Genomic DNA, 21889 nt, shown 5'->3' with positions numbered 1-21889 from the left:
GTATTGGATATGACAAGGAACGCTTATGACTATTCCCTTTTTCCGGGATGGCTTTGCCCTGCCCGTTACCCAAGCGCTGCTCGCGTTGCTCAATCAGGAGGTCGCCCATATTGGCCTCAACCTCGAGCGCCTGACCCAACTCACCTTCCACTTTCGCAGTCCCACCTATAGCCCCGAGCAGGGAGGGGCTCACCCCGTCGAGATACGCCTGATCCGTGGGCTCGATGGCTGGCTGTTCGATTACGTCACCAACTTCAGCTATCAGGGAGTGGGTCAGGATGCCGAGCTCTGCAAGGAGCTCGATTTCAATTTCCTGGATGACGAACACTATTTGCAAGGATGGGGGCCAATTCAGCGCTCAGAGGCCCATGAGTTATTCACCCTGTGGCAGACCAACTTTGTTGCCTACTGCCGGATGGCGTACTTCACCGTCACGGTCAGCGGGGATTAGGAGGTGTGTGATGACTAACGAACAGCCGCTCTCCCACTATTCACGTCAGTGGCTGGGGCTGGTCGCCGCCAAGGCCAAGATACAACCGCGCCACCGTGGCCAGCGCTGGTTGCTACACCTCACTCCTGATAGCCCCCATGCCCGTACCGTTACGCTGCACCTGCGCTGGTCTGGGGTGCAGTGGCAACTGCTCTCCCTCACCAATGCCGAGGATTGGAGCACCATGAGCCAGCACGTGGATGAAATCTGTGTGGACCCCACGCGTCGCTGTTTCTGGCGCTGTCAGGCTGGACCGGTGCCACTCACTGAGCAGCCCCGAGTACTGGGGCGCTTTCTGAGCGACCTGCAGCGTGCCTGCATTCATCACGGTTATCGTGTGGAGAGTGACCCCTTACCCCAAGAGGAAGCACTCGATGCCCAAACAACCGATAGCCGTTGAGCTTGAAGCGATTAATCGAGATGGCGAGACGCAGGTGGTACGTGACAGTAGCCTGACGGTTCAGGGCTACAGCGTCTACCTGCGGGCCGTGGAGAGCAGCGGGTTGGCGCTGGCCACTTGGGTGGCAGACTACGACACTATAGGCCCTGCCTATGAGCTGGCAGAACGGCTGAGCGTTGCGCTCGCTATCCCGCTCACCATGCTGATCCCAGAACCGCTGATGCCAGTGAAGAGTGAATCCGTAGCCACGCAGGCCCCACAACGGCCAGCTGAACTACCCTCAAAGTGAACCAACAACCGCTCTACCTTTAACCCCGACATGCTCCATGCGTGCCGGGGTTTTGTTTATTTGGAGAACCCCACATGCATTACCACAAGCTGAAAGCCGGGGAATGCCCCGGCACGTATGTCGTCACCGAGCCGGTGACCGAGCAAGACCTGTTGCGTATCGCCAATCAGATTGCTCGCAAGCGTCTGGCCAAAGGCTCCGCCATCACCAGTACCACAGAGGCCGCTGAGCGGCTGCAGACCCTGCTGCAGGGCCGGGAGCACGAAGTGTTCGGGGCACTGTTCCTCGACTCCCAACATCGTGTACTGGCCTTTGAGGAGCTGTTTCGCGGCACCCTCGACAGCGCCAGTATCTACCCACGGGAGGTGGTCAAAAGGGCCTTGTTACTCAATTCCGGGGCCATCATTGCGGTCCACAATCACCCCAGTGGTGACCCAGAACCCAGTCACTCTGACCGGGTCTTTACCCAGGCCCTCAAAGAGGCCTTGGCGCTGGTCGATGTGCGATTGCTCGACCATCTGGTGGTTGGTGCCGAAGGCGTGGCCTCGCTGGCTGAGCGAGGTCAGCTATGACTCTAACCCCAGGTAAGTCACACCTCACCGCCCTCGACATCCTCCTCGAGCTGCGCTGCTGGCTTGAAGACAACGTTCAGATGCAGGCCGAGCCTGCTATCGTCGCTCATCTGCCCAACGGCTACCAGCTCACCCAAGCTGAGTGTATCGAGGCCATTGATTCACTGCTGCATCAGCTACGCCATTAGTCGCGCCAAGAAGGAACAAACGCCATGCGATTACCTAATCCTTATTCCCTGGTGGAAACCCTCGAGAAGCTGCGCCATGGCCTGGCAGCCACCAGCAACGAAGGGGCGCAGGAGTTGCTGGAGAAGGCCGTCGCCAAGGCCCATGATGACGAGGCCTATGCCAGGCAGTTTGAAGAGACCTTGCTGCAGGGCTCCACCATCGAGATCCGCGAGTGCCTCAGTTGCTTTGGCGACTACTTCGAGCGATCCCGAGACGCACCACCCTATTACCCGCACCACGACGCCGTTAACGGCATTGATTGTGCGCTCTACACCATCCTGTTTGATGCGGCTCTCCCCGACACACTCCAGGATCACCAATAACGAACCGTCGATCGCCGAATAACATGCATGCCGATCACGTTTCCACCCGATCACCCGGATCATCAAACCAGGATCATCAGGTCCCACACCATGATCCGGATATCCCGACACAACCCACAAGGCCACCTCACTGCAGGTGGCCTTTTGCATTTCAAGGAGTCACCCCATGTCTGCCTTCATGATCGATCGCAAGGACTACCTTACCTTTGCCGTACAGTTACACCGCTTTTGCAATGCCCCCATGCCACCGCACTACACCCTTGAGCTGCTGCGCTCCCTCTGGTGGAATTCACCAATGGATGTCACCAGTATCTGGACGTGGCGGGTAGACCGGCTGGTACGGCTGATGATGCTCGCCAATCGGCGGGCTGTCTGGCATCGCTATCAGCTAGGGCGTCAACAGGAGCTTAAGGAACTACGCCAGCGCTGCTTGACCAAGCAGGGACAGATTAAACCTGCCCACCGTTACCACCAGGGACCGCTCACCGATAGCGAGCTGGTTGCCCTCTACAAATTCACCTGCTGCGCCCTGTACCAGTCAAGCGAATGGAGTGGGAGTCCTGAGCAGGCCCCTCGGTTGGTCAAGGTAATACAGCAGTTTCAGCAAGCGCTGGCGCAAGACGTGCTGACCCGGCTGTCACTGTGGGAGCAAGCCCCCTGGGGAGAGATGTGATGAACCTTTCCATCATTCTGACAGTGACAAGCTCACCTCCGCGCTCAACTGCCCATATAGCCCAGCGTATCGCCGATGACATGGCACACTTGCATCAGCGTTTGGGGGATGCAGTGAGCGATGAACTGGGCATCAGTATCAGTTATCTGGTCGAACAGTTTGCGCTGCTGGCAGCGGCTTACCGCACATCAGCGGAAATGGAGAAACACCCATGATCGAGTTCAACGATAGCTTCACTCAGGTCGCCGTCGCTCAGGCAATGAGCGCACATGGCGATTTGCATCGGCTCATTACCTATCAGCTCACCTTCCCAAAGTGGGCGCACGACTATGACGAGACCGGCAAGCGCACTGGCCCCGACAAGATCAAGCCCGTGCCAACGATGCACAAGACCTCGCTGTTCGTGAGTCCACTGGACATGGTGGACAACCTGCCCCGCGAAATTAACTTTGCGTGGTGGGAGCGTGAGTGCAACGACCTCGGCTATCCCGTTGGGGAGTGGCGACGCACCATTGTGGGTGCCTACGTCAACCACGGCAGTAATGACAAGCCGGATTGGAGTAGTCACACCTGAACCTGAACCACTGCCACCAGCACACCCAAGACCCCATACAGCCCCTCACGCCGAGGGGCTGTTTGCATTTGAAGGAAGCCCCAACCATGCATGACTTACGTGATTACAACACCCTGACCGCTCAGCAGCTCACCGCCGCTATTGGTCAGCTCAACCACAACACCGCGCCGAAGATAATGACCCACCTGGCATTGCGGGCCAGACAACCACACCAGCTAGGTAATGGCCGTAGCAGAGCCAAGGCCCTCAAGCTGCTGCGCCGGGTCAAGAAGGCTCACAAGACTGGCCGTATCCAGTTTGAGCTCACCGTGACGGGTTGCCGCATCGACCGAGGCAGCCATCAAGCGGACCGTTACTACTACGACCGCACGCTGCTGGCCCAGGGCTGGCAGCAATACGATACCGAGGAAGACGCCTGGTATTTCGGCATCTGGATTAACACAGAGAAGCTGGAGACCTTTACCTACGCCGAGGGGGATACCAGCCATGTGATTGCGCCAAACGTCGAGGCGTTTCGTGCTGAGCTGGAGCGGCTCTACCAGTACTACCCACAAGCCCCGGCGTTTATCAGCATCGATCCGGAGGCGGGCGTTGTGACCCACCATTTTGAAGCCAAACCGGAGGTGTGAAATGGCGAAAAACATCACCATCAAGGTGCCCGGCAAACATCCGCAAACCGGCGAGTTCACTACCTTCGAGCTCAAGGGCCAGCGCATGGATATCGACATCGGCGGCCAAGCCGTGCCCTTCCTCATTCACGGGAGGGGGATAGGGACGTCGCTCACCCACATCCCGAGTGGCTATCGCATCGCGCTGCTCGGCGGTTGGCTCACCGCGCGTTACGCAATCCCTGAGAATAAGCCCAGCAGAACGGCCTGCGCCCAGATGGCCATAGACCGACTGGTAGCCCAATACGGCTCGCTACACCTGCTGGACCGTCTCAATTGCAAGCCGGTTATCAATCAGTTGTAACGCACAGCCCAGACAACAAGGAACGATGCAATGACCAACACCCTCCCTGCAACACCTAACCCACTGGCAGGTCATTCGGTGATGCAGATGCTGGATGTCGCCATGAGTTCCATCATCGGCGATTACGATGACGCAGACTTGGTACCGGAATGGCAATGGGTCAAGCAAATGGCCTCCCATGAGCATGTCGGCGTGAAGGATGACTCCGCCTATGAGTACACCCTGAACCTGGCTATGGAGCTCGATGCCATCCCGCTAGCACTGCAACCCTTGCTCACTGCCGCCCAGCAGGCCGGTGTGAACTACATCCTGTTTTACAACGGCTAGCCACCACGACCATCTCATCACTCATCAACAAACAACATAAAAGGCCAGCCCTCACAGGCTGGCCCTTTGCATCATTGGAGTCACCGAACATGACCCGTCTTATCACCTGACTCGAGGTGCATCACTATGCCCCCGAGCTTAACAAACTGCATCTGCGTAACCGGCAGACGTTACCCGCTCCCGGCATCACCACCATCAAAGAGGCCAAAGCCCGCCTGTTTGGTCGCTGGCAGCCAGGGCATCTGGTGACCATCACCGTGAGCCATCCTGACTACGTCAATCTCTCCCGGCTCTACCGAGGGCGACTGACAAACCTGACCGACCTCCCAGAGCACCTGACCAGACTACGCCAACGTCACAACGTGCCTGGCACCCGCATCGACATTCAACTGAGGTATCGCTAATTATGACCACGAGCCATTCCGCATACCCTGCAGCCCACAATTCAGAGTTACAAGTTCCCGCACAAGCCTCCTGCATCAGCTGGGGCCTGCCGCGTGATATCTCTCCACGCTTTGGCGCTCGTCTGATACAGAGCCGCTACCGACTCGATTTTCTATCCGCTCGGGCCAGTCTGATAGGTGACTGGAGTGAGGTGCTAATAGCCAAGCTCGACCAGGCTTTCCCGGAGATCATCAAAGCTCTAGAAGCCAAGCTGCTGACCGGCGAACTGGATGCCCAACGCCAGCACTGCATCACTATCCAGCACGGCGGCTTTACTTGCGAAGCCGATACCCTGGGTAGTCACGGCTATGTCTATATCTGTATTTACTCTGCGGAGAGCATGGAGGCGACCCCTGATGTCAGGGATAGTCAGAGCTAACTCTGATATCAGCACGATTGTAAATCGTTGGGAAGGTCACGAGTTGGCCTTCCCGTAACGCCTGGGCGCAACTCCGCATGGCTCTTGGTTGTGTCTCAATTGGGTTCTTTTGGGATGATGATTGGCTACACTTCAGCCAATTTTATCGATAAAGATCATGGAGTTGTTATCTGGAGTGTCATTCAGAGTGACACCGTGATGTAATGTGATGCATCTCGCATCACTCTGTGACTTAGGCGCTATGAAATCCGTTAGAACGACCGTCTCTTTATCTCATTCACAGCTCGAGTCCTTGCAACGGATAGCTGAAAGCAATGAGGTGTCCATCTCATGGCTTATTCGCCAAGCTGTAGGGGATTTTCTGGCAGTTCATAACGAGGAGGATTTCCACCCCCTCAAGCGCAAAACTGCACAGCAAGAAGGCAATCAGGAATGACATTCTATTCACCACATCAACAGGCTTGGCTTGCCCATTACCTGACCCTTGAGGGAAAGGCGGAAGAATCGTTAACCAAAACGATGGCCGGGGCTAAGGTGGACATGAACCCGCATCAGATTGAGGCGGCGATGTTTGCCTTGGCATCCCCCTTGTCTAATGGCGTTATTCTGGCCGATGAAGTTGGATTGGGGAAAACGATCGAGGCCAGCTTGGTTTTGGCGCAGAAATGGGCTGAGCGTCGGCGAAAGTTGCTTTTGATCGCTCCTGCCACTTTGCGCAAACAATGGAGCCAGGAGCTTGAAGAGAAGTTTTCGCTCCCCTCTTTCATCATGGAGGCCAAGTCCTTCAATGAGGCAAAAAAGGCAGGAATAGCCAATCCGTTTGATATGGAAAGTGCCTTTGGCCAGCCTGCTATCTGTATATGTTCCTACGAGTTTGCTGCTCGGAAATCATTGGAACTCCAACGAGTTCCTTGGGATCTAGTGGTCATGGATGAAGCGCATAAGTTGCGCAATATCTATAAAAATGATGGGGCCAAAACAGCCAAGGTGCTTGATAACGCTTTAATGGGCATCAAAAAGGTCCTGCTTTCTGCCACCCCATTACAGAACAGCATGCTGGAGTTGTATGGGCTTGTATCCGTCATAGACCCGTACTTTTTTGGCGATTTACCTTCGTTTAAGGCTCGATATGGTCGGCAGCAACTTGAGCAGGTTGAATTGGCTATGCTGCGAACTCGATTGAGCAAGGTTTGTAATCGCACTCTCAGACGTCAGGTCCAAGAAGAGGGCGGGATCAGCTTTACTCGCCGTTATTCCATGACTGAAGACTATCGACCGTCAGCGCAAGAAGAGCAATTGTACAGGCAGGTATCCGAGTACCTGCAACGTGAAGATCTGCTGGCAATCAAAAGCGGCGCTAGGCATCTTGTGACGCTGGTTATTCGTAAAATTTTGGCGTCCTCTTCACATGCAATTCAAGGTACTTTACAGACCATGATTGCACGGCTGGAACAAAAGCTGCCCCTGCTTGATGCCTTGGAGGATTATGAGAATTTTTCTGACCTTCAGGATGAAGAAGGGATTGGTGACGAGGAGCTGATCGACCCGCAAGCCCTGCAGGCCGAAATTGATCTACTTAAGGATTTTCAAGGCCTTGCCAGTAGTATTTCGAACAATGCCAAAGCTGATGCGCTTGTTCGTGTTCTCGAACGTGCATTTGAGAAAACGGCTGAGCTAGGTGGATCACGCAAGGCGGTGATTTTTACCGAATCGGTTCGGACGCAAACATGGTTGGCAGAGATGTTAGCCACCCAGGGCTATGACGGCCAAATCGTGATGCTGAATGGTAGTAACAGTGATTCTGTGTCGAAACAGATTTATCGGGACTGGCTTGAACGTCATCGAGGTTCAAGCCGTGTCTCTGGCTCCAAAACAGCAGACATGAAAGCCGCTCTGGTTGAGAAATTCCGCGATGATGCCACCTTGATGATCTGTACCGAAGCCGGTGCGGAAGGTATCAACCTGCAGTTCTGCTCCTTGCTGATCAATTACGACTTGCCATGGAATCCGCAGCGGGTAGAGCAGCGCATTGGCCGCGTTCACCGCTATGGCCAGAAAAATGACGTGGTCGTGGTCAATTTCATCAACAAGGGTAACCGCGCCGATGAGCGCGTATTTGAACTGCTTAGCCAGAAATTCCAACTCTTTGAGGGCGTCTTTGGTGCCTCGGATGAAGTTCTGGGTTCTATCGAATCTGGCGTCGATATTGAGCGCCGGATCCATGATATCTACCAGCGTTGTCGCAGTGATGCACAAATTGAGTCTGAATTTAATGCTTTGCAGGAAGAACTCAGGGAGCATCTGGAAGCCAAAAACAGTGACACTCGGCGTTCACTCTTCGAACACTTCGATGCAGATGTCGTCCGCCGCCTTAATCTTCGTCGCGGCAAGACAACAGCGGAATTGACGGCTTATCAGCAAAAGATGTTGTTGCTGGCGCGTATGACCTTACGGGGGAATGGTGACTTTAGTGAGTCCATGGATGGTTTTGTCTGGCTAGGGAACAAGTACAATCTGAACTGGCAGAATGCGGAAATTGAGGAAGGTGAGTTTTTCCGCCCCCACGATGGTCTGGGAGCAGCATTGATCGAGCAGGCCAAGACCGCGCCATTGCCACCTGTTGCACTCCAGTTTGTTTATGAACGCTCGCCGGATCAAGGACAATGGGTTGATGTGAAGGAGCAGATAGGTAATAGCGGCTTGCTCAAAGTCATCAAGGTGAGCATTGAGTCAGAGGCGCAGCGACGTGAACAATTGCTGCTGCTAGCCACTAACCATGATGGCGAGCAGTTACATGCCGAGACGGTCGAACGGCTGTTACAACTCCCGTTAGCACAAGCTCCACTCGTCATTCCAGAGCCTGATGTATCAGCCCTGTTAGGCCTGCAGCAAACACTGCTGGGGGATTTCCAGCGTGAGGTTGAACGGGATAACGAAACCTACTATGGCGAGGAAGTAGAGAAGCTGGAACGCTGGTCAGAAGACAAACGCATTGCTCTGGACCTGCGTATCAAACAGCTGGATCTAGAGATCAAGGAAGCGCGCAAGGCCTCCCGGCAGCTGACCTCCTTGCAGGAGAAGATGGAGGCCAAGAGAGCCCTTAAGCAGTTAGAGAGAGAACGAGACAACGCCATGCTGCATTATTACGAAGAGAAGAAACTGATTGAACAGGAGGAGGACCGCCTGTTGGAAGAGGTTGAGGCACGCCTGGCAACCGAAACCCGCGTAACTGAGCTCTTTGCGGTAACATGGCAGATCGTAGCTAATGAATGTGAGGCTGCAGCATGAAGGATGTGACCAGTAGTGACCAGTTGAGCCGCATAGTGATTGATGGCTATAAATCGATTGCTCATTGTGACCTTAAAATGGGCAGTTTGAATGTACTAATTGGTGCCAATGGCGCCGGTAAATCAAACTTCATCGGATTCTTTAGATTAATTGCCACCCTGCTTGATCACCGTTTGCAATCATTGGTTGGCAAGGCGGGTGGACCTGATGCTTTGTTACATTTTGGTCGCAAACAAAGTGAAACGCTTAACGGAGCGCTGTTTTTCGGCAACAATGGCTACCAGTTTGCACTGGAAGCCACCAACGATAACCGCATGATGTTTCAACGCGAGGCTTTATGGTGGAACATTAACGGAATTAATTTAGTTGGTTCTGGACATTTTGAATCACGGGCGGAACAACATCACTCTCGCATCAAAGAGTTTACTCTTCCTATCATGCGCCGCTGGCGTGGTTACCACTTCCATGACACCAGCGAAAGTGCCAAGGTCAAGCAGATCCACCGTATCAACGATAATGACTATCTGCGTGAAGATGGCGCTAATCTGGCCGCTTTTTTGTTCCGGATACAAAAAAATCACCCTAGCCACTACAAGCGGATAATACGTACTATCCGTATGGTTGCCCCCTATTTTGGTGACTTTTACCTGCGAGCCACGCCAGATAACCAAGACAGCATTCAGCTTGAATGGACTGAGAAAGATCACGATATTCCCTTCAAAGCCAGTGAGCTGTCGGATGGCACGCTGCGCTTTATTCTGTTGGCGACAGTGTTGTTGCAACCAGAAGAGTTTATGCCTAGCGCCATTATCGTGGATGAGCCCGAGCTGGGGTTACATCCTTATGCGATAAACGTATTAGCAGAATTGATAAAAAGTGCCAGTCATGAGCATCAGCTGATTATTTCGACACAGTCTGTCGAGCTCGTTAACCAGTTCGATGCCGAGGATTTGATCGTGGTAGATAAACAAGGCGGCTCCTCAACCTTCAAACGCTTGGAGACTGCTTCATTAAGCGAATGGTTAGAAGATTACAGCCTCGGTGATTTGTGGAAGAAAAACCTGTTGGGTGGGAGACCACAATCATGAGTCGAGTATTGGTCTTCGTAGAAGGGCAGACTGAAGAAACATTTGTACGCGATCTGCTAGTGCCCTATTTTGCTCCACTTGGCATTTATCTCACCCCCATCCTGGCACAGACCAGTCCGGGTCATAAGGGCGGGATTGTCAGCTATGGCAAGGTAAAACATCAAGTCACCCGCTTGTGTCGACAAGATCACAGGGCTTATGTTACCACCTTGATCGACTACTACGGTTTACCCACTGACTTTCCTGCCATCGATAACCAAGCGCAGGATGCCCATCAACGGGTATTGCAGATAGAGCAGGTGCTACAACAGGATATCGATGAGCCCAACTTTATCCCTAATCTGCTACTGCATGAGTTCGAAGCGCTGCTCTTTTCTGCCCCCGCCAAGTTTGCCGAGTGGTTGGATGATGGTGAGCCGATTGTTGAGCTGGAGGCCATTCGTGCTGCGTTTGACTCGCCAGAGCATATCAATAACAGCCCGCACACTGCGCCTTCCAAGCGGATCCTGGCACTGGTGCCGAACTATAAAAAGACACTGCATGGCCCCTTGATTGCTGAAGATATCGGTCTGGATGCGATCCGCGCCCAGTGCCCCCACTTTAATCACTGGATTGAGCGCCTGCTGGCGCTACCTCGTTAATTTCTATTGGAATTAGAATCACAATGAACAAACAAAAACTTGAGCTGACCTGGATTGGTAAGGATAAAAGACCACGCCTTGAACCGCGTATTTTTCTGGAAGATAAGGGCCTCTCTTATCAGGCACCATTGATGGGATTGAATAATGATAGCAATGCTAAAAATATAATTAATGACAACATGTTAATCCATGGTGATAACCTGTTGGTACTTAAAGCTTTAGAGCAAAAATATGTAGGAAAAGTAAAGGCTATTTATATAGATCCGCCATATAACACAGGGGCTGCATTCTCTGAATATGATGATGGCCTTGAGCATTCCCTCTGGTTGAGCTTAATCAGAGATAGATTGTCGCTTCTGTCCAAGCTATTACGTGAAGATGGAAGCATATGGATTAGCATAGATGACAATGAGTATGCCTACTTAAAAGTTTTATGTGATGAAATTTTTGGGAGAGAGAATTTTGTTGGGACTATGATTTGGGAAAAAAGAAAAACAAGAGAAAATCGCCGCGTATTCTCATTTAACCATGACTTTATTTTAGTCTATGCTAAATCAAAGCTTGTTTTCGATAAGCAAAGAAACCCACTTCCTATTACTAACGATATTTTGGCTAGATATAAAAACCCTGATAATGATCCAAGAGGTCCATGGCAATCCATATCCGCATTAGCTCAAGCTGGGCATGGGACATCAAGTCAGTTTTATGACCTCACACTTCCATCAGGAGGTGTCGTAAGTCCTCCTAAAGGAAACTGCTGGAGATACTCTCAGTCTAGAATGAAGCAAGAAATTGAGGCAGGAAGAATATGGTTTGGGAAAAATGGCGGTAATGCCCCGAGAATAAAAAAATATCTTTCTGAGTCAGAAGATAAAGGTGTTACACCCGAAACAATATGGAAGGCTGATGATGTAGGAACAACAGATTCAGCTAAAAAACATATAAACCAACTATTGCATGAAATTTCATTTGATACACCTAAGCCAGAGGAGCTTTTGTCAAGAATTCTTCATATATCTTCCAACCCTGGGGATTTAATTTTAGACTCTTTTGCTGGTTCAGGCACTACTGGCGCAGTTGCTCACAAAATGGGACGTCGCTGGATAATGGTTGAGCTGGGTGAACATTGCCATACCCATATAGTTCCACGTCTGAAAAAGGTAATTGATGGGGAAGATCAAGGGGGTATTTCCAAGGCTGTTAACTGGCAAGGTGGTGGTGGCTTCCGTTATCTTCGCTTGGCCCCTTCTTTGCTGAAAAAAGATGATTGGGGCAACTGGGTTATCAATAAGGAATATAACGCCGAGATGCTGGCCGAGGCTGTATGCAAGCATATGGGCTTTACTTACGCACCAAGCCAAACCCAGTTCTGGAATCATGGTTACAGCACTGAAACGGATCATATCTACGTGACCACCGGTTCACTGGCCTATGACCAGCTCAAGCGGATCAGCGAGGAAGTGGGGAATGAGCGTACCCTGTTGATCTGTTGTAAGGCGTTTATGATGGATGGCGCCGACTTCCCGAATTTGACGCTGAAGAAAATCCCCAAAGTCATTCTGAACAAATGCGAGTGGGATCATGATGATTACAGCTTCACCCTCAATGTGCTGCCAGAAGAGCAGGACGAAGAGTGGGCTGATGACGACAGCGAAGAATAAGGAAAACAGATGAGCAACGGGACCACTATCGCCAACCAGATCGGGGCGCGCCTTTCCCTGCGCAAGCCGCAGAGTGAATCGCTTGCGATCCTCTGCCGCTTGTTAGAACAGCTGAAGCTGGAGAAAGAGCCTGATTTACAGCACTGGATTGATCTCCTCAAAGCCGAGAAGCTGCCATTCAAGAGTTTTGAGCGAGACTTCCCTTCGCTCTGCTTTGCTCTGGCAACCGGTGTTGGTAAGACTCGCCTGATGGGAGCCATGATTGCATGGCTCTATCTGACCGGGCGTAGCCAGCATTTCTTTGTCTTGGCTCCTAACCTGACAATCTATGAAAAGCTGAAGCAGGATTTTCTGCCCGGCTCGCCCAAGTATGTGTTCCAAGGCATCCCCGAATTGGCTCAGACACCGCCGGTATTGATCACCGGTGATGACTATCAGGAGGGACGTGGCGTTCGTCTGGATCAGGTTCAGACGATGAGTGCCACGGGAGATTTGTTTGCTGCCGAGACCGCGCCGCATATCAACATTTTTAATGTTTCCAAGATCAATGCTCTGGATAACAAGAAAGGGGCTGAGAAGTCCAAGCAGGCGAAAGTACGTCGCTTGCAGGAGTATATCGGGGATTCCTACTTCAACTATCTAGCCGACTTGCCTGATCTGGTGGTCTTGATGGACGAAGCCCACCGTTACTACGCCGACTCTGGTGCAACCGCAATCAACGACCTCAAGCCAGTGCTGGGTATCGAGCTGACAGCAACACCGAAAACCACTGGGGCCAAGCCACGAGAGTTCAAGAATATCGTGTTGCACTATCCGCTTGCCCGAGCCCTCAATGATGGTTATATCAAGACTCCGGCAGTGGCTACCCGCAAAGACTTCAAAGCGAGTAATTACAGCGAACAGCAGCTTGAAGCCATCAAGCTGGAAGATGGAATCCATCATCATGAATACGTCAAAACCGAGTTGGCCAGCTACGCCAACAATACCAATCGGCCACTGGTTAAGCCCTTTATGCTGGTGGTTGCGCAAGACACCAACCACGCCGAAGCCATCAAGGCCCGTATAGAAGATAGCGAATTCTTCAATGGTGCCTATAAGGGTAAGGTGATTACCGTCCACTCTAACCAAACCGGCCAAGAGTCTGACGAAAACACCCAACGCCTGTTGGCAGTTGAGCATGACAAGGACACCGAGATTGTCATCCACGTTAACAAGCTCAAAGAAGGCTGGGATGTCACCAACCTCTACACCATAGTACCGCTGCGTGCGTCTGCTTCTGAGATCCTGACCGAGCAGACCATCGGCCGGGGTTTGCGCCTGCCCTATGGGAAACGTACAGGGGTCGAGGCCGTGGATCGTTTGACGATCATTGCCCATGACCGGTTTCAAGAGATCATTGACCGTTCCAACCAGGAAGACTCCATCATCAAGAAAATGCTCTTCATCGGGGCTGATGATGACGATGACGGGATCCCGGAACATAAGCCGAATCAAGTGATCGTGCCATCGCAGGCCGATACGCTGCTGGGACTAACTCCTACTGATGGTCAGGGCCATCAAGTCAAGGAGGGCTTTGCTCCACCATACCAGGGCAACAGTACACACACGGGTAATCTCCCACCGGTTCTCGCAACTGAGGCTCAGCGGCAAGTTGCCGAGATCACTGTCAGGATCATCAGCGATGAAGCCAAGCGTCTTGGAAGCAGCAAAGAGTTGATGACACCTGAAGTGCTACAAAGCGTTACCCGTAAGGTTCAGCAGGTAATGAAGGAGATATCACCACCTATCTCCAGCCCAGCCATTCAACCAGAGCTGACCGGTATGTCTTCCCCTGCTCCAATTGCTCCGCGTGAGTTGGATGAGAAGAGTATTGCGAAGTTAGTTGGCCAGATTTCTGAAAAAGTAGCAGAACACACTATCGACATTCCCCAGATCGTGATCCTGCCGACCCGTGATGTGAACTATGGTTTTGCAGAGTTTGAGTTGGGTCGGTTAAACAGCATTGCGATGCGGCCAAGTAGTCAGGAGATGTTGCTGCAAAATCTGCAGGACAATAGCTCCAGCACCATCAGTTGGGCTCAAAGCGGTATGTCAGAGGAGCGTCTGGAAAACTACCTGGTTCATTATCTCTTCGACCATGACGAAATAGATTATGACGAGCATGCGGGATTGCTTTACCGCCTTGCAGGGCAAATGGTTGCACATTTGCAAACCTACCTGAATGATGAAGAGGTAGAGGTTCTGCTCAAAACACAGGGGCGGCAACTGGCAGACTTTATCTGGGTGCAGATGAAACAGCATATGTGGACGACACCAACCGATTACATTGGCCACGTTACTAAAGGGTTTGATGTATTACGGCCAGCCACCTTCAACTATGCCCATAACGAACAGCCTCGTGACTTCCGCTCTCCCATCCAGGCAGGAGAGAAGAGCAGGGTTCGCCAGATGCTGTTCACTGGCTTTAGCAAATGCTGTTATCCGTACCAAAAGTTTGATTCTGTCGATGGGGAGTGGCGCTTGGCGCAGATCCTCGAAGGGGATGCAAGCGTGCTCAAGTGGATGAAGCCTGCCCACGGGCAGTTCCGGATCGAATATGCCAATGGGCAGAACTATGAGCCTGATTTTGTGGTGGAGACTAAAGACTCCTGCTTGCTGATCGAGCCCAAAAAGGCAATCGAGGTATCAACCCCAGATGTGCAAGCGAAAGCTCGGGCTGCAGTTCGTTGGTGTAAGTACGCTAATGAGCATGCAAGCCAGCATTCTGGCAAGCAATGGCGTTACTTGCTGATCCCCCATGACGATATCGAGTTGGGTCGGAGCATTGCGGGTTTGATGCAAGAGCATGAGGTGACGAGTTAACCGAGACTCGTAAAGCTAAACAGAAACAGCAGCAGAGGGCTTTTTAGCCCTCTGCTGTTCTATGGAGTGGCCAAAAAATCAGGAGGACTTGAGGCTATGGCTCAAAGACAGTAATCAGTACGACCTTAAAGGGGTGGTCAACATAGATGCCTAGCTCTACATGTGTGGGTTCAAAACTAAAAAAGCACTTTCATTAAAATGAAAGTGCTTTTGTTTTCAATAGCTTAGTTGTTATGGCTTAGTTCATGCCGTAACGCTTGAGCTTCTTGCGCAGGGTGCCACGGTTGATACCCATCATCACGGCAGCGCGAGTCTGGTTACCACGGGTGTACTGCATGATCACGTCCAGCATCGGCGCTTCGACTTCGGAGAGAACCATATCGTACAGATCAATCACTTCCTGACCGTTCAACTGGGCCAGGTAGTTACGCAGGGCCTGTTGCACAGAGTCACGCAGGGGGCGCTGGGTCGGCTCGGCAGCGTGATTGTGAGTAGTTGTTACCAATGCATCAGAAGTCAGGGTTTGTTCGAACATATTCGGTCGGCTCTTTAGTTATCTTGTTAACCTAATCCATCGAAATACGCTTCGAGTGCCTCAAGTTGCGCGTCTGCGCAATCCAGGGCATTGAAGTGCTTACGGAATTCTCGGCCCGTCTCTTCTTCATCCAGATACCAGCCCACGTGTTTACGGGCTATGCGCGCTCCCAGATATGCACCATAAAACCGGTGCAGGTTGGTTACATGCTCGTTCATCAGGGTGCGAACCTCTTCCCTCTCGGGAGGCGGCAGCTTGGTGCCCGTCTCAAGAAAATGACGGATTTCCCGGAAAATCCAGGGTCGTCCTTGCGCAGCTCGGCCGATCATCACGGCGTCAACACCGGTATAGTCGAGGACATACCGGGCTTTCTCCGGGCTGTTGATGTCACCATTGGCGACAACAGGAATCGATACGGCCTGCTTAATCGCCCTGATCGTGTCGTACTCCGCTTCGCCCTTGTAGAGGCAGGCACGGGTACGACCATGCACGGCAAGGGCCGCGATACCGCAATCTTCGGCGATTCGGGCGATCTCCACGCCATTGCGGTTATCCGGATCCCATCCTGTGCGGATCTTCAAGGTGACAGGCACCTCCACTGCATCAACCACGGCCCGGCAAATTGCTTTGACCTGATCGGGGGCACGCAGCAGGGCAGAACCTGCCAACTTCTTATTCACTTTTTTTGCCGGACATCCCATGTTGATGTCGACGATCTGTGCGCCCTGCTCCACGTTGTAGCGGGCAGCAAACGCCATCATCTCGGGGTCGGCTCCGGCAATCTGGACCGATCGCAATCCGCCTTCTGCAGAGTGATCCATCCTCATCCGGGTTTTCTGGGTATCCCAGACATCCGGGTTGGCCAGCAGCATCTCGGAAACGGCCATGCCAGCCCCCAATCGCAAACAAAGTTCACGGAATGGTCGGTCAGTTACACCGGCCATGGGAGCCACAATCAAGGGTGTTTCAAGCGTGTGGGGACCTATCTGCATTCCACGGTTACCATCGGCTTAGGGCGGCGTATATTACGCATTTTTTAGGCAGGAGAAAAGGTTAGTATTTGAGCGTCAGCCATTTTTTTCTGAAAAAAACGTCGCGCCAAGGCTTGCAAATTCTGGAGTTATTGAAAAACGGCCAGATTGACGGAGAGTGAGCGCTGTACCATTCGGGTCGGACACCTGCATAATTGTCAGTCCACTTGCAGGCCCGCTTTGCGTTATGATAGCGGGCTTAAGTCGAGCAAATGCTCCAAACATTTATGCAACAAAAGCGGATTGGGGATCTATGACGTCAAGGTTCATTAAATCACTCTGGCCGTGTCTGATGGGGGCCGTGCTGGGGTCGGCGCAGGCGCAAACCATCAGTTTTGGCGAAGCCTGGACCCGGGTCATCCAGCAGGATGAAGGGCTGGCTGCCGAGCAGGCCGGGGTCGATCGGGCCAAGCAGCTGCGTGAGGCGGCCAAGGACATGTATCTGCCCAAGGTGGATCTGGGGGCCAGCTATACCCATCTTGATCAGCCGATTGAACTTGATGCCCTCGATCTCAATCCGCTGGCCAAGCAGAAAGATCTGATCCTGGCGCTCGGCAGCCTGTTCGGGGTCGGGGCCAACGCATTTGTCACCCCCCTGACCAAACAGAATGTAGTGACCAGCTCGGTCAAGATGCTCTGGCCGCTGTTTGCCGGTGGTCGCATCGATGCGGCGCAGGATATCCGCCAGGCGCAGGTGAGCGAGGCGCAGCAACTGCTGGTGCTCAAGCAGCAATCCACCTTCGAGAGCCTCTCCCAGACCTATTTCGGCGTGGTGCTGGCTGCTCAGGTGGTGCAGACCAAACAGGAGATCGAAGAGGGGCTGGCCCACCATCTGGATCACGCCAAGAAGCTCGAAGCGCAGGGCCAGATCGCCAGGGTGGAGCGTCTCTCCGCCCAGTCGGCCTATGATCGGGCCGCATCGATACCCAGAAGGCGCGCCGCAGCCTCGAGATCGCCGAACTGGCCCTCGGCCGCATGCTGAAGTTGCCAAATGCCCAGCCGGGCAGCGGCCTGTTCGTCAACAAGGAGCTGCCGCGCCTCGAGGGGTTGGTGAGCCAGACCCTGGCGGTGCACCCCGGTCTCAAGCTGCTCACTGCCAAGAAGGAGCAGGCCAAGGGGATGATCCGGGTCGAGCAGGGCAAATATGCCCCCGAGGTGTTCCTGTTCGGCAACTACAACCTCTATGAAGATGATTCGCTCGCCTCCAAGACCGCGCCGGACTGGCTGGTGGGGGTGGGTGTCAGCATGCCGCTGGTGAGTCGCGATGGCCGTTCCGAGACGGTGCAGGCAGCCAAGAGCGCCGAGCTGCAGGTCAATCTGCTGCAGGCCAAGACCCGTCAGGATCTGGAGTTGCTCGTTGAGAAGACCTGGCGCGAAGCAGCGCAGGGGCTGGAGGAGTATCAATCCCTCTTCCACCCAGGCGTTGGCAGAGGAGAACGTGCTGCTGCGGGACAAGGCCTTCGGGCAGGGACTCTCTACCTCCCTTGATGTGGTGGATGCCCAGAACCAGCTGGCGGGGGTGAAGACTCAGCGCGCAGCGGCGGCCTATCAATATGTGGTGTCGCTGGCCCGCCTGCTGGCGCTCTCCGGCCAGATGAACAGTTTCAATCAATATCAGCATGGTCAGGTGATCGAGGTGAACTCATGATCCCGGTCCTGTCTGTTCCTTTTTTCATGTCTTTTCCGACCGTCAAGGGTCGCCCGTTTGTCGAGGTGAAGTGATGAGCCATCCCCCCATCAAAAAGAAGATGAGCCAGGGTAAACCGCTGTTGTTGCCGCTGGCGCTGGTGATCCTGGTGGTGTGGCTCGGCTGGCGCTTCTGGCTGGCCTATCAGCCGGAGCCGGTGCATCTGCAAGGGCAGATTGAAGCGCAGCAATATTCGGTCTCCTCCAAGGTGCCGGGTCGCATCGACGAGGTGCTGGTGAAAAAGGGCGATCAGCTGACCAAGGATCAACTGGTCTTTACCCTGGCGAGCCCCGAGATCGAAGCCAAGCTGAGCCAGGCCAAGGCCGGTGAAGCTGCTGCGGGGGCGCTGGCGCAAGAGGCCGAGAAAGGGGCCCGAGCCCAGCAGATCGCCGCTGCCAAGGATCAGTGGCAAAAAGCCAAGGCTGCCGCCCAGCTGCGTGGCAAGACCTATGAGCGGGTTGCCAGCCTGCACCGCGACGGCGTGATGCCGCTGCAAAAACGCGACGAGGCTTGGACTGCCTGGCAAGCCGCCCGCTACAGCGAAGGGATGGCGTGGCAGCAGTACCAGATGGCGCTGGAAGGGGCGCGGGAAGAGACCAAGATCGCCGCTCGCGAGAAGGCCAAGATGGCGGCCGGTTCCGTGGCCGAAGTAGAGGCCTATCTGGCCGATACCCGCGTCACCAGCCCCCACAATGGTGAAGTGAGTCAGGTATTGCTGCGCAGCGGCGAGCTGGCGCCACAAGGTTTCCCGGTGGTGACCCTGCTCGACATGAGCGATGCCTGGGCCCAGTTCCACGTTCGCGAGGATCTGCTGCCCCGCTTCCCGGTCGGTACCGAGTTTGATGCCCGCATCCCGGGTCTTGGCGATCAGATGGTGCGCTTCAAGGTGACCCATGTGGCCGTGATGGGGGATTTTGCCACCTGGCGCGCCACCGATACCCGTCAGGGTTTCGATATGAAGAGCTTCCAGGTGGAGGCTCGCCCGCTGCAACCGGTTGAGGGGCTGCGGGTTGGCATGAGTGTGCTGGTTGAACTCTGATGGGACGTGAATTTCGGCTGCTGTGGCAGGATCCCTTCAGCCGTGCCCTGATGAGCTGGGTGCCGCTGCTGCTGATGGGGATCCTCTGCTGGATCTTCTCGGCAGGGCTGGCCCGCGACCTCAAGGTAGGGCTGGTGGATCTCGACCACAGCGTGCTCTCGCGCCAGCTCGCCTTCTCGCTGGATGGCTCTGCCGGGCTCAAGGTGGCGCAACAGTTTGACTCCATCGATGCCGGGGCGCGCGCCCTGCGCGGTGGCGATATCTATGCGCTGGTGGTGATCCCCAACCATCTGGAGCGGGATGCCCGTCAGGGCACCCAGCCGCAGGTGACGGTGTTCAACAACGGCCAGTTCATCCTGATCGCCAAGCTGGTCAACTCGGCGCTGGCGCAGGTGGTAGGCACCCTTAACGGTCAGGTCGGCGTGCTGGAGGCGATGGCCGATGGCAAGGCGCTGCCCGGCGCTCTCGGGCAGTCGGTGCCCATCAGCAGTCAGGTGACTGCGCTCTATAACCTCAACTCCAGCTACGCCCAGTTTCTGCTGAGTGCCATTCTGCCCGCGGTGTGGCAGATCCTGGTGGTGCTGTTTGGCCTCAATGCGCTGGCCCGTACCGATCGGCTGGGACTGGACTGGACCACTCGCGGTGTCTGGTTTGGCCTCTGGCGCACCCTGCTGCCCCACGTGCTGATTGGCTGGGGCTGGGGGATTGTCTGGACGCTGCTGCTGTTCAAGGGCTTCTCCTACCCCATGCACGGTAACTGGCTGGTATTGCTGGTGGGGCTGGGGCTGGCCTCGGCCGCCTGCGTCACCATGGGGGCCTTCTTTTACGGCATCATCCGGGATCCGGCGCGCGCCCTGTCGCTGGCGGGGGCTTACACGGCGCCCGGTTTCGCCTTTATGGGGGTCACCTTTCCGGTGAGCGCCATGGGGGATTTCGCCCGCTTCTGGCGCAGCCTGTTGCCGGTCTCTCACTATGTGGAGCTGCAGATTGGTCAGAGCAACTACGGTCTGCCCCTCGCATCGGCGTTGCCGCAACTGGGGGCGCTGCTGCTGTTCCTGCTCCCCCTGCTGCTGGTGGTACGCCGTTACAAGCAGCAGGCCGAGCTGGCCCGTCAATCAGCCGCAGTGGCGATCGCCGAAAAGGAGCCTGAGTGATGTTGGGATTTGTCGATCTGTTGCGCCTAGAGCTGCGCACCCTGCTGGCGGATCGCGCCATCATGCTCACCCTGTTTGGCGGGGTGATCTTCTACTCGTTTCTCTATCCCCAGCCCTATCTGCATCAGCTGCCGCGGGAAGAGGCGGTGGTGGTGGTCAACGAGGATGGCAGTCAGTTGTCCCGTCAGCTGGAGTTTATGGCCGATGCCACGCCGCAGGTGAAGCTGGTGGCGCGGGCCAATTCGCTGGCCGAGGCGCGCCAGCTGATGATGGCCGGGAAGGCGAGCGGGATCCTGCATATCCCCAACCACTTCTATCGGGATCTGATGTTGGGCAAGAGCGTCACCCTGAGTTATGCCGGTGATGCCTCCTACTTTCTGGTCTACGGTACCATTGCCGAGGGGCTGGCGCAGGCCGGCGGCACTCTCGCCGCGCAGGTGAAGGTGGCGCGGTTGTTGAGCCACGGCGAGGCGCTGCCACAAGCGGCCATGGGCTGGAATGCGGTGGCCCTCAACGTGGTGCCGGTGTTCAATCCCACCATGGGCTACGTCAACTACGTGGTGCCGGCGGTATTTGTGCTGATCCTCCATCAGGTGTTGCTGATGGGGGCGGGGATCCTGGGGGCGACCCAGAACCAGCGCAGTTGTCGCGGCGAGCATGGTTACTGGCAAAGCGCGCCTGTATTGCCGCTGCTGCTGGCCAGAACCCTGGTACTGGCGGGGTTGTTCCTGCTGCCGGTGAGCTACTTCCTCGGCTTCTGCTTCGATCACTACAATATCGCTCGTCATGCCGACCCGGTGCAGCTTTGGCTGTTCGCCCTGCCGTTCCTGCTGGCGACCTGCTGGTTCGGTATTGTGTTGGGCGCCATCTTTACCCGGCGCGATCTGCCCACTCAGGTGGTACTCATCTCCTCCCTGCCGCTGGTCTTTCTGGCGGGCTTTATCTGGCCGCTCGAGCTGATCCCGGCGCCTCTCAACTGGCTGGCTCAGTGGGTGCCCACTATCCCCGCCATCGAGGGTTTTCTGCGCCTTAACCAGATGGGGGCCGACTTTGCGCAGGTCTCCCGCTACTGGTGGCAGCTGTGGGGTCTGGCGCTGCTTTACGGTGTGCTGGCCAGCCTGTTGCTGCGTTGGCGGCAGCAGTCGTTGCCGGTTGCTCGTCCGTCAGTCGTGCAGAGTGAGACGACCGCCGGTTAAACGGGATAGGGCAAGCGCCCGTGAGATGGCGGGTGC

The 21889-nt window shown here is 54.7% G+C and carries 25 protein-coding genes and 1 pseudogene; 24 read left to right on the top strand and 2 right to left on the bottom strand.

Going from position 1 to position 21889, the window contains the following annotated elements:
* Positions 1-25: 25 nt before the first annotated feature.
* The 20 genes from ACTG2B_RS17710 to ACTG2B_RS17615 all read left to right on the top strand — a co-directional run bounded on the left by ACTG2B_RS17710 (position 26) and on the right by ACTG2B_RS17615 (position 15211).
* Positions 26-451: a DUF2787 family protein gene (locus tag ACTG2B_RS17710; RefSeq protein ID WP_439996527.1), complete on the top strand. Its 426-nt coding sequence runs from the start codon at positions 26-28 to the stop codon at positions 449-451.
* A 10-nt stretch (positions 452-461) separates the two neighbouring features.
* Positions 462-890, top strand: a complete 429-nt coding sequence (locus tag ACTG2B_RS17705) for a hypothetical protein (RefSeq protein ID WP_439996526.1) — start codon at positions 462-464, stop codon at positions 888-890.
* Positions 865-1179, top strand: coding sequence for a hypothetical protein (locus tag ACTG2B_RS17700; protein WP_439996525.1), 315 nt, complete (start codon positions 865-867; stop codon positions 1177-1179). Before ACTG2B_RS17705 ends, ACTG2B_RS17700 begins: the two co-directional genes overlap by 26 nt.
* Positions 1180-1253: 74 nt before the next feature.
* Positions 1254-1751, top strand: a complete 498-nt coding sequence (gene radC, locus ACTG2B_RS17695) for a RadC family protein (protein WP_439996524.1) — start codon at positions 1254-1256, stop codon at positions 1749-1751.
* The gene (locus tag ACTG2B_RS17690; protein ID WP_439996523.1) at positions 1748-1939 is read left to right on the top strand and encodes a hypothetical protein; all 192 of its coding nucleotides are present in this window, start codon (positions 1748-1750) and stop codon (positions 1937-1939) included. The genes radC and ACTG2B_RS17690 overlap by 4 nt, the downstream gene beginning before the upstream one ends.
* A gap of 24 nt (positions 1940-1963) precedes the next feature.
* A complete protein-coding gene (locus tag ACTG2B_RS17685) occupies positions 1964-2302 on the top strand; it encodes a hypothetical protein (protein WP_233716084.1) in 339 nt (112 codons plus the stop codon).
* Positions 2303-2468: 166 nt separating this feature from the next.
* Positions 2469-2975 (top strand): hypothetical protein, encoded by a 507-nt coding sequence (locus ACTG2B_RS17680; RefSeq protein ID WP_439996522.1) that lies wholly within the window; start codon positions 2469-2471, stop codon positions 2973-2975.
* On the top strand, positions 2975-3190 hold the full coding sequence (locus ACTG2B_RS17675) for a hypothetical protein (protein ID WP_042060653.1): 216 nt from the start codon (positions 2975-2977) through the stop codon (positions 3188-3190). The genes ACTG2B_RS17680 and ACTG2B_RS17675 overlap by 1 nt, the downstream gene beginning before the upstream one ends.
* Complete coding sequence (locus tag ACTG2B_RS17670; protein ID WP_042060655.1) at positions 3187-3549, top strand: hypothetical protein; 363 nt, start codon at positions 3187-3189, stop codon at positions 3547-3549. The genes ACTG2B_RS17675 and ACTG2B_RS17670 overlap by 4 nt, the downstream gene beginning before the upstream one ends.
* 86 nt (positions 3550-3635) lie before the next feature.
* Complete coding sequence (locus tag ACTG2B_RS17665) at positions 3636-4178, top strand: hypothetical protein (RefSeq protein WP_042060657.1); 543 nt, start codon at positions 3636-3638, stop codon at positions 4176-4178.
* Between the two features lies 1 nt (position 4179).
* The gene (locus ACTG2B_RS17660) at positions 4180-4521 is read left to right on the top strand and encodes a hypothetical protein (protein ID WP_042060659.1); all 342 of its coding nucleotides are present in this window, start codon (positions 4180-4182) and stop codon (positions 4519-4521) included.
* Between the two features lie 30 nt (positions 4522-4551).
* Positions 4552-4848, top strand: coding sequence for a hypothetical protein (locus ACTG2B_RS17655; RefSeq protein WP_439996521.1), 297 nt, complete (start codon positions 4552-4554; stop codon positions 4846-4848).
* A gap of 116 nt (positions 4849-4964) precedes the next feature.
* The gene (locus tag ACTG2B_RS17650) at positions 4965-5252 is read left to right on the top strand and encodes a hypothetical protein (RefSeq protein WP_439996520.1); all 288 of its coding nucleotides are present in this window, start codon (positions 4965-4967) and stop codon (positions 5250-5252) included.
* Between the two features lie 2 nt (positions 5253-5254).
* Positions 5255-5671: a type IV toxin-antitoxin system YeeU family antitoxin gene (locus ACTG2B_RS17645; protein WP_439996519.1), complete on the top strand. Its 417-nt coding sequence runs from the start codon at positions 5255-5257 to the stop codon at positions 5669-5671.
* A 208-nt stretch (positions 5672-5879) separates the two neighbouring features.
* Positions 5880-6107, top strand: a complete 228-nt coding sequence (locus ACTG2B_RS17640) for a CopG family transcriptional regulator (protein WP_080938208.1) — start codon at positions 5880-5882, stop codon at positions 6105-6107.
* The gene (locus ACTG2B_RS17635; RefSeq protein ID WP_439996518.1) at positions 6104-8959 is read left to right on the top strand and encodes an SNF2-related protein; all 2856 of its coding nucleotides are present in this window, start codon (positions 6104-6106) and stop codon (positions 8957-8959) included. Before ACTG2B_RS17640 ends, ACTG2B_RS17635 begins: the two co-directional genes overlap by 4 nt.
* Positions 8956-10047: an AAA family ATPase gene (locus ACTG2B_RS17630; protein WP_439996517.1), complete on the top strand. Its 1092-nt coding sequence runs from the start codon at positions 8956-8958 to the stop codon at positions 10045-10047. Before ACTG2B_RS17635 ends, ACTG2B_RS17630 begins: the two co-directional genes overlap by 4 nt.
* Positions 10044-10688 carry a DUF4276 family protein gene (locus ACTG2B_RS17625; protein WP_200164137.1) on the top strand — a complete coding sequence of 215 codons (645 nt, stop codon included), beginning with the start codon at positions 10044-10046 and terminating at the stop codon, positions 10686-10688. The genes ACTG2B_RS17630 and ACTG2B_RS17625 overlap by 4 nt, the downstream gene beginning before the upstream one ends.
* A gap of 23 nt (positions 10689-10711) precedes the next feature.
* The gene (locus ACTG2B_RS17620) at positions 10712-12349 is read left to right on the top strand and encodes a site-specific DNA-methyltransferase (protein ID WP_421349116.1); all 1638 of its coding nucleotides are present in this window, start codon (positions 10712-10714) and stop codon (positions 12347-12349) included.
* Between the two features lie 9 nt (positions 12350-12358).
* Entirely contained in the window at positions 12359-15211 is a 2853-nt protein-coding gene (locus ACTG2B_RS17615) for a DEAD/DEAH box helicase (protein WP_439996516.1), read from the top strand.
* 238 nt (positions 15212-15449) lie between these two features.
* On the opposite strand, the gene fis is transcribed toward ACTG2B_RS17615, so the two are convergent.
* Positions 15450-15746 (bottom strand): DNA-binding transcriptional regulator Fis, encoded by a 297-nt coding sequence (gene fis, locus ACTG2B_RS17610; RefSeq protein WP_005309538.1) that lies wholly within the window; start codon positions 15744-15746, stop codon positions 15450-15452.
* A 26-nt stretch (positions 15747-15772) separates the two neighbouring features.
* Positions 15773-16738, bottom strand: coding sequence for a tRNA dihydrouridine synthase DusB (gene dusB, locus ACTG2B_RS17605; protein WP_019445016.1), 966 nt, complete (start codon positions 16736-16738; stop codon positions 15773-15775).
* Positions 16739-17030: 292 nt separating this feature from the next.
* Between dusB and ACTG2B_RS17600 the strand changes: the two are divergent.
* The 4 genes and pseudogenes from ACTG2B_RS17600 (at position 17031) to ACTG2B_RS17585 (ending at position 21853) form a co-directional block, all read left to right on the top strand.
* Positions 17031-18425, top strand: a pseudogene (locus tag ACTG2B_RS17600) (TolC family protein).
* Between the two features lie 73 nt (positions 18426-18498).
* Entirely contained in the window at positions 18499-19503 is a 1005-nt protein-coding gene (locus tag ACTG2B_RS17595) for an HlyD family secretion protein (protein ID WP_335812886.1), read from the top strand.
* Entirely contained in the window at positions 19503-20657 is a 1155-nt protein-coding gene (locus ACTG2B_RS17590) for an ABC transporter permease (RefSeq protein ID WP_439996515.1), read from the top strand. Before ACTG2B_RS17595 ends, ACTG2B_RS17590 begins: the two co-directional genes overlap by 1 nt.
* Entirely contained in the window at positions 20657-21853 is a 1197-nt protein-coding gene (locus tag ACTG2B_RS17585; protein ID WP_439996514.1) for an ABC transporter permease, read from the top strand. The genes ACTG2B_RS17590 and ACTG2B_RS17585 overlap by 1 nt, the downstream gene beginning before the upstream one ends.
* Positions 21854-21889 lie beyond the last annotated feature (36 nt).

Source organism: Aeromonas sp. 30P, from assembly GCF_051919805.1.
GTDB lineage: Bacteria > Pseudomonadota > Gammaproteobacteria > Enterobacterales > Aeromonadaceae > Aeromonas > Aeromonas veronii.
This window is presented reverse-complemented; position numbering and strand designations above follow the sequence as displayed.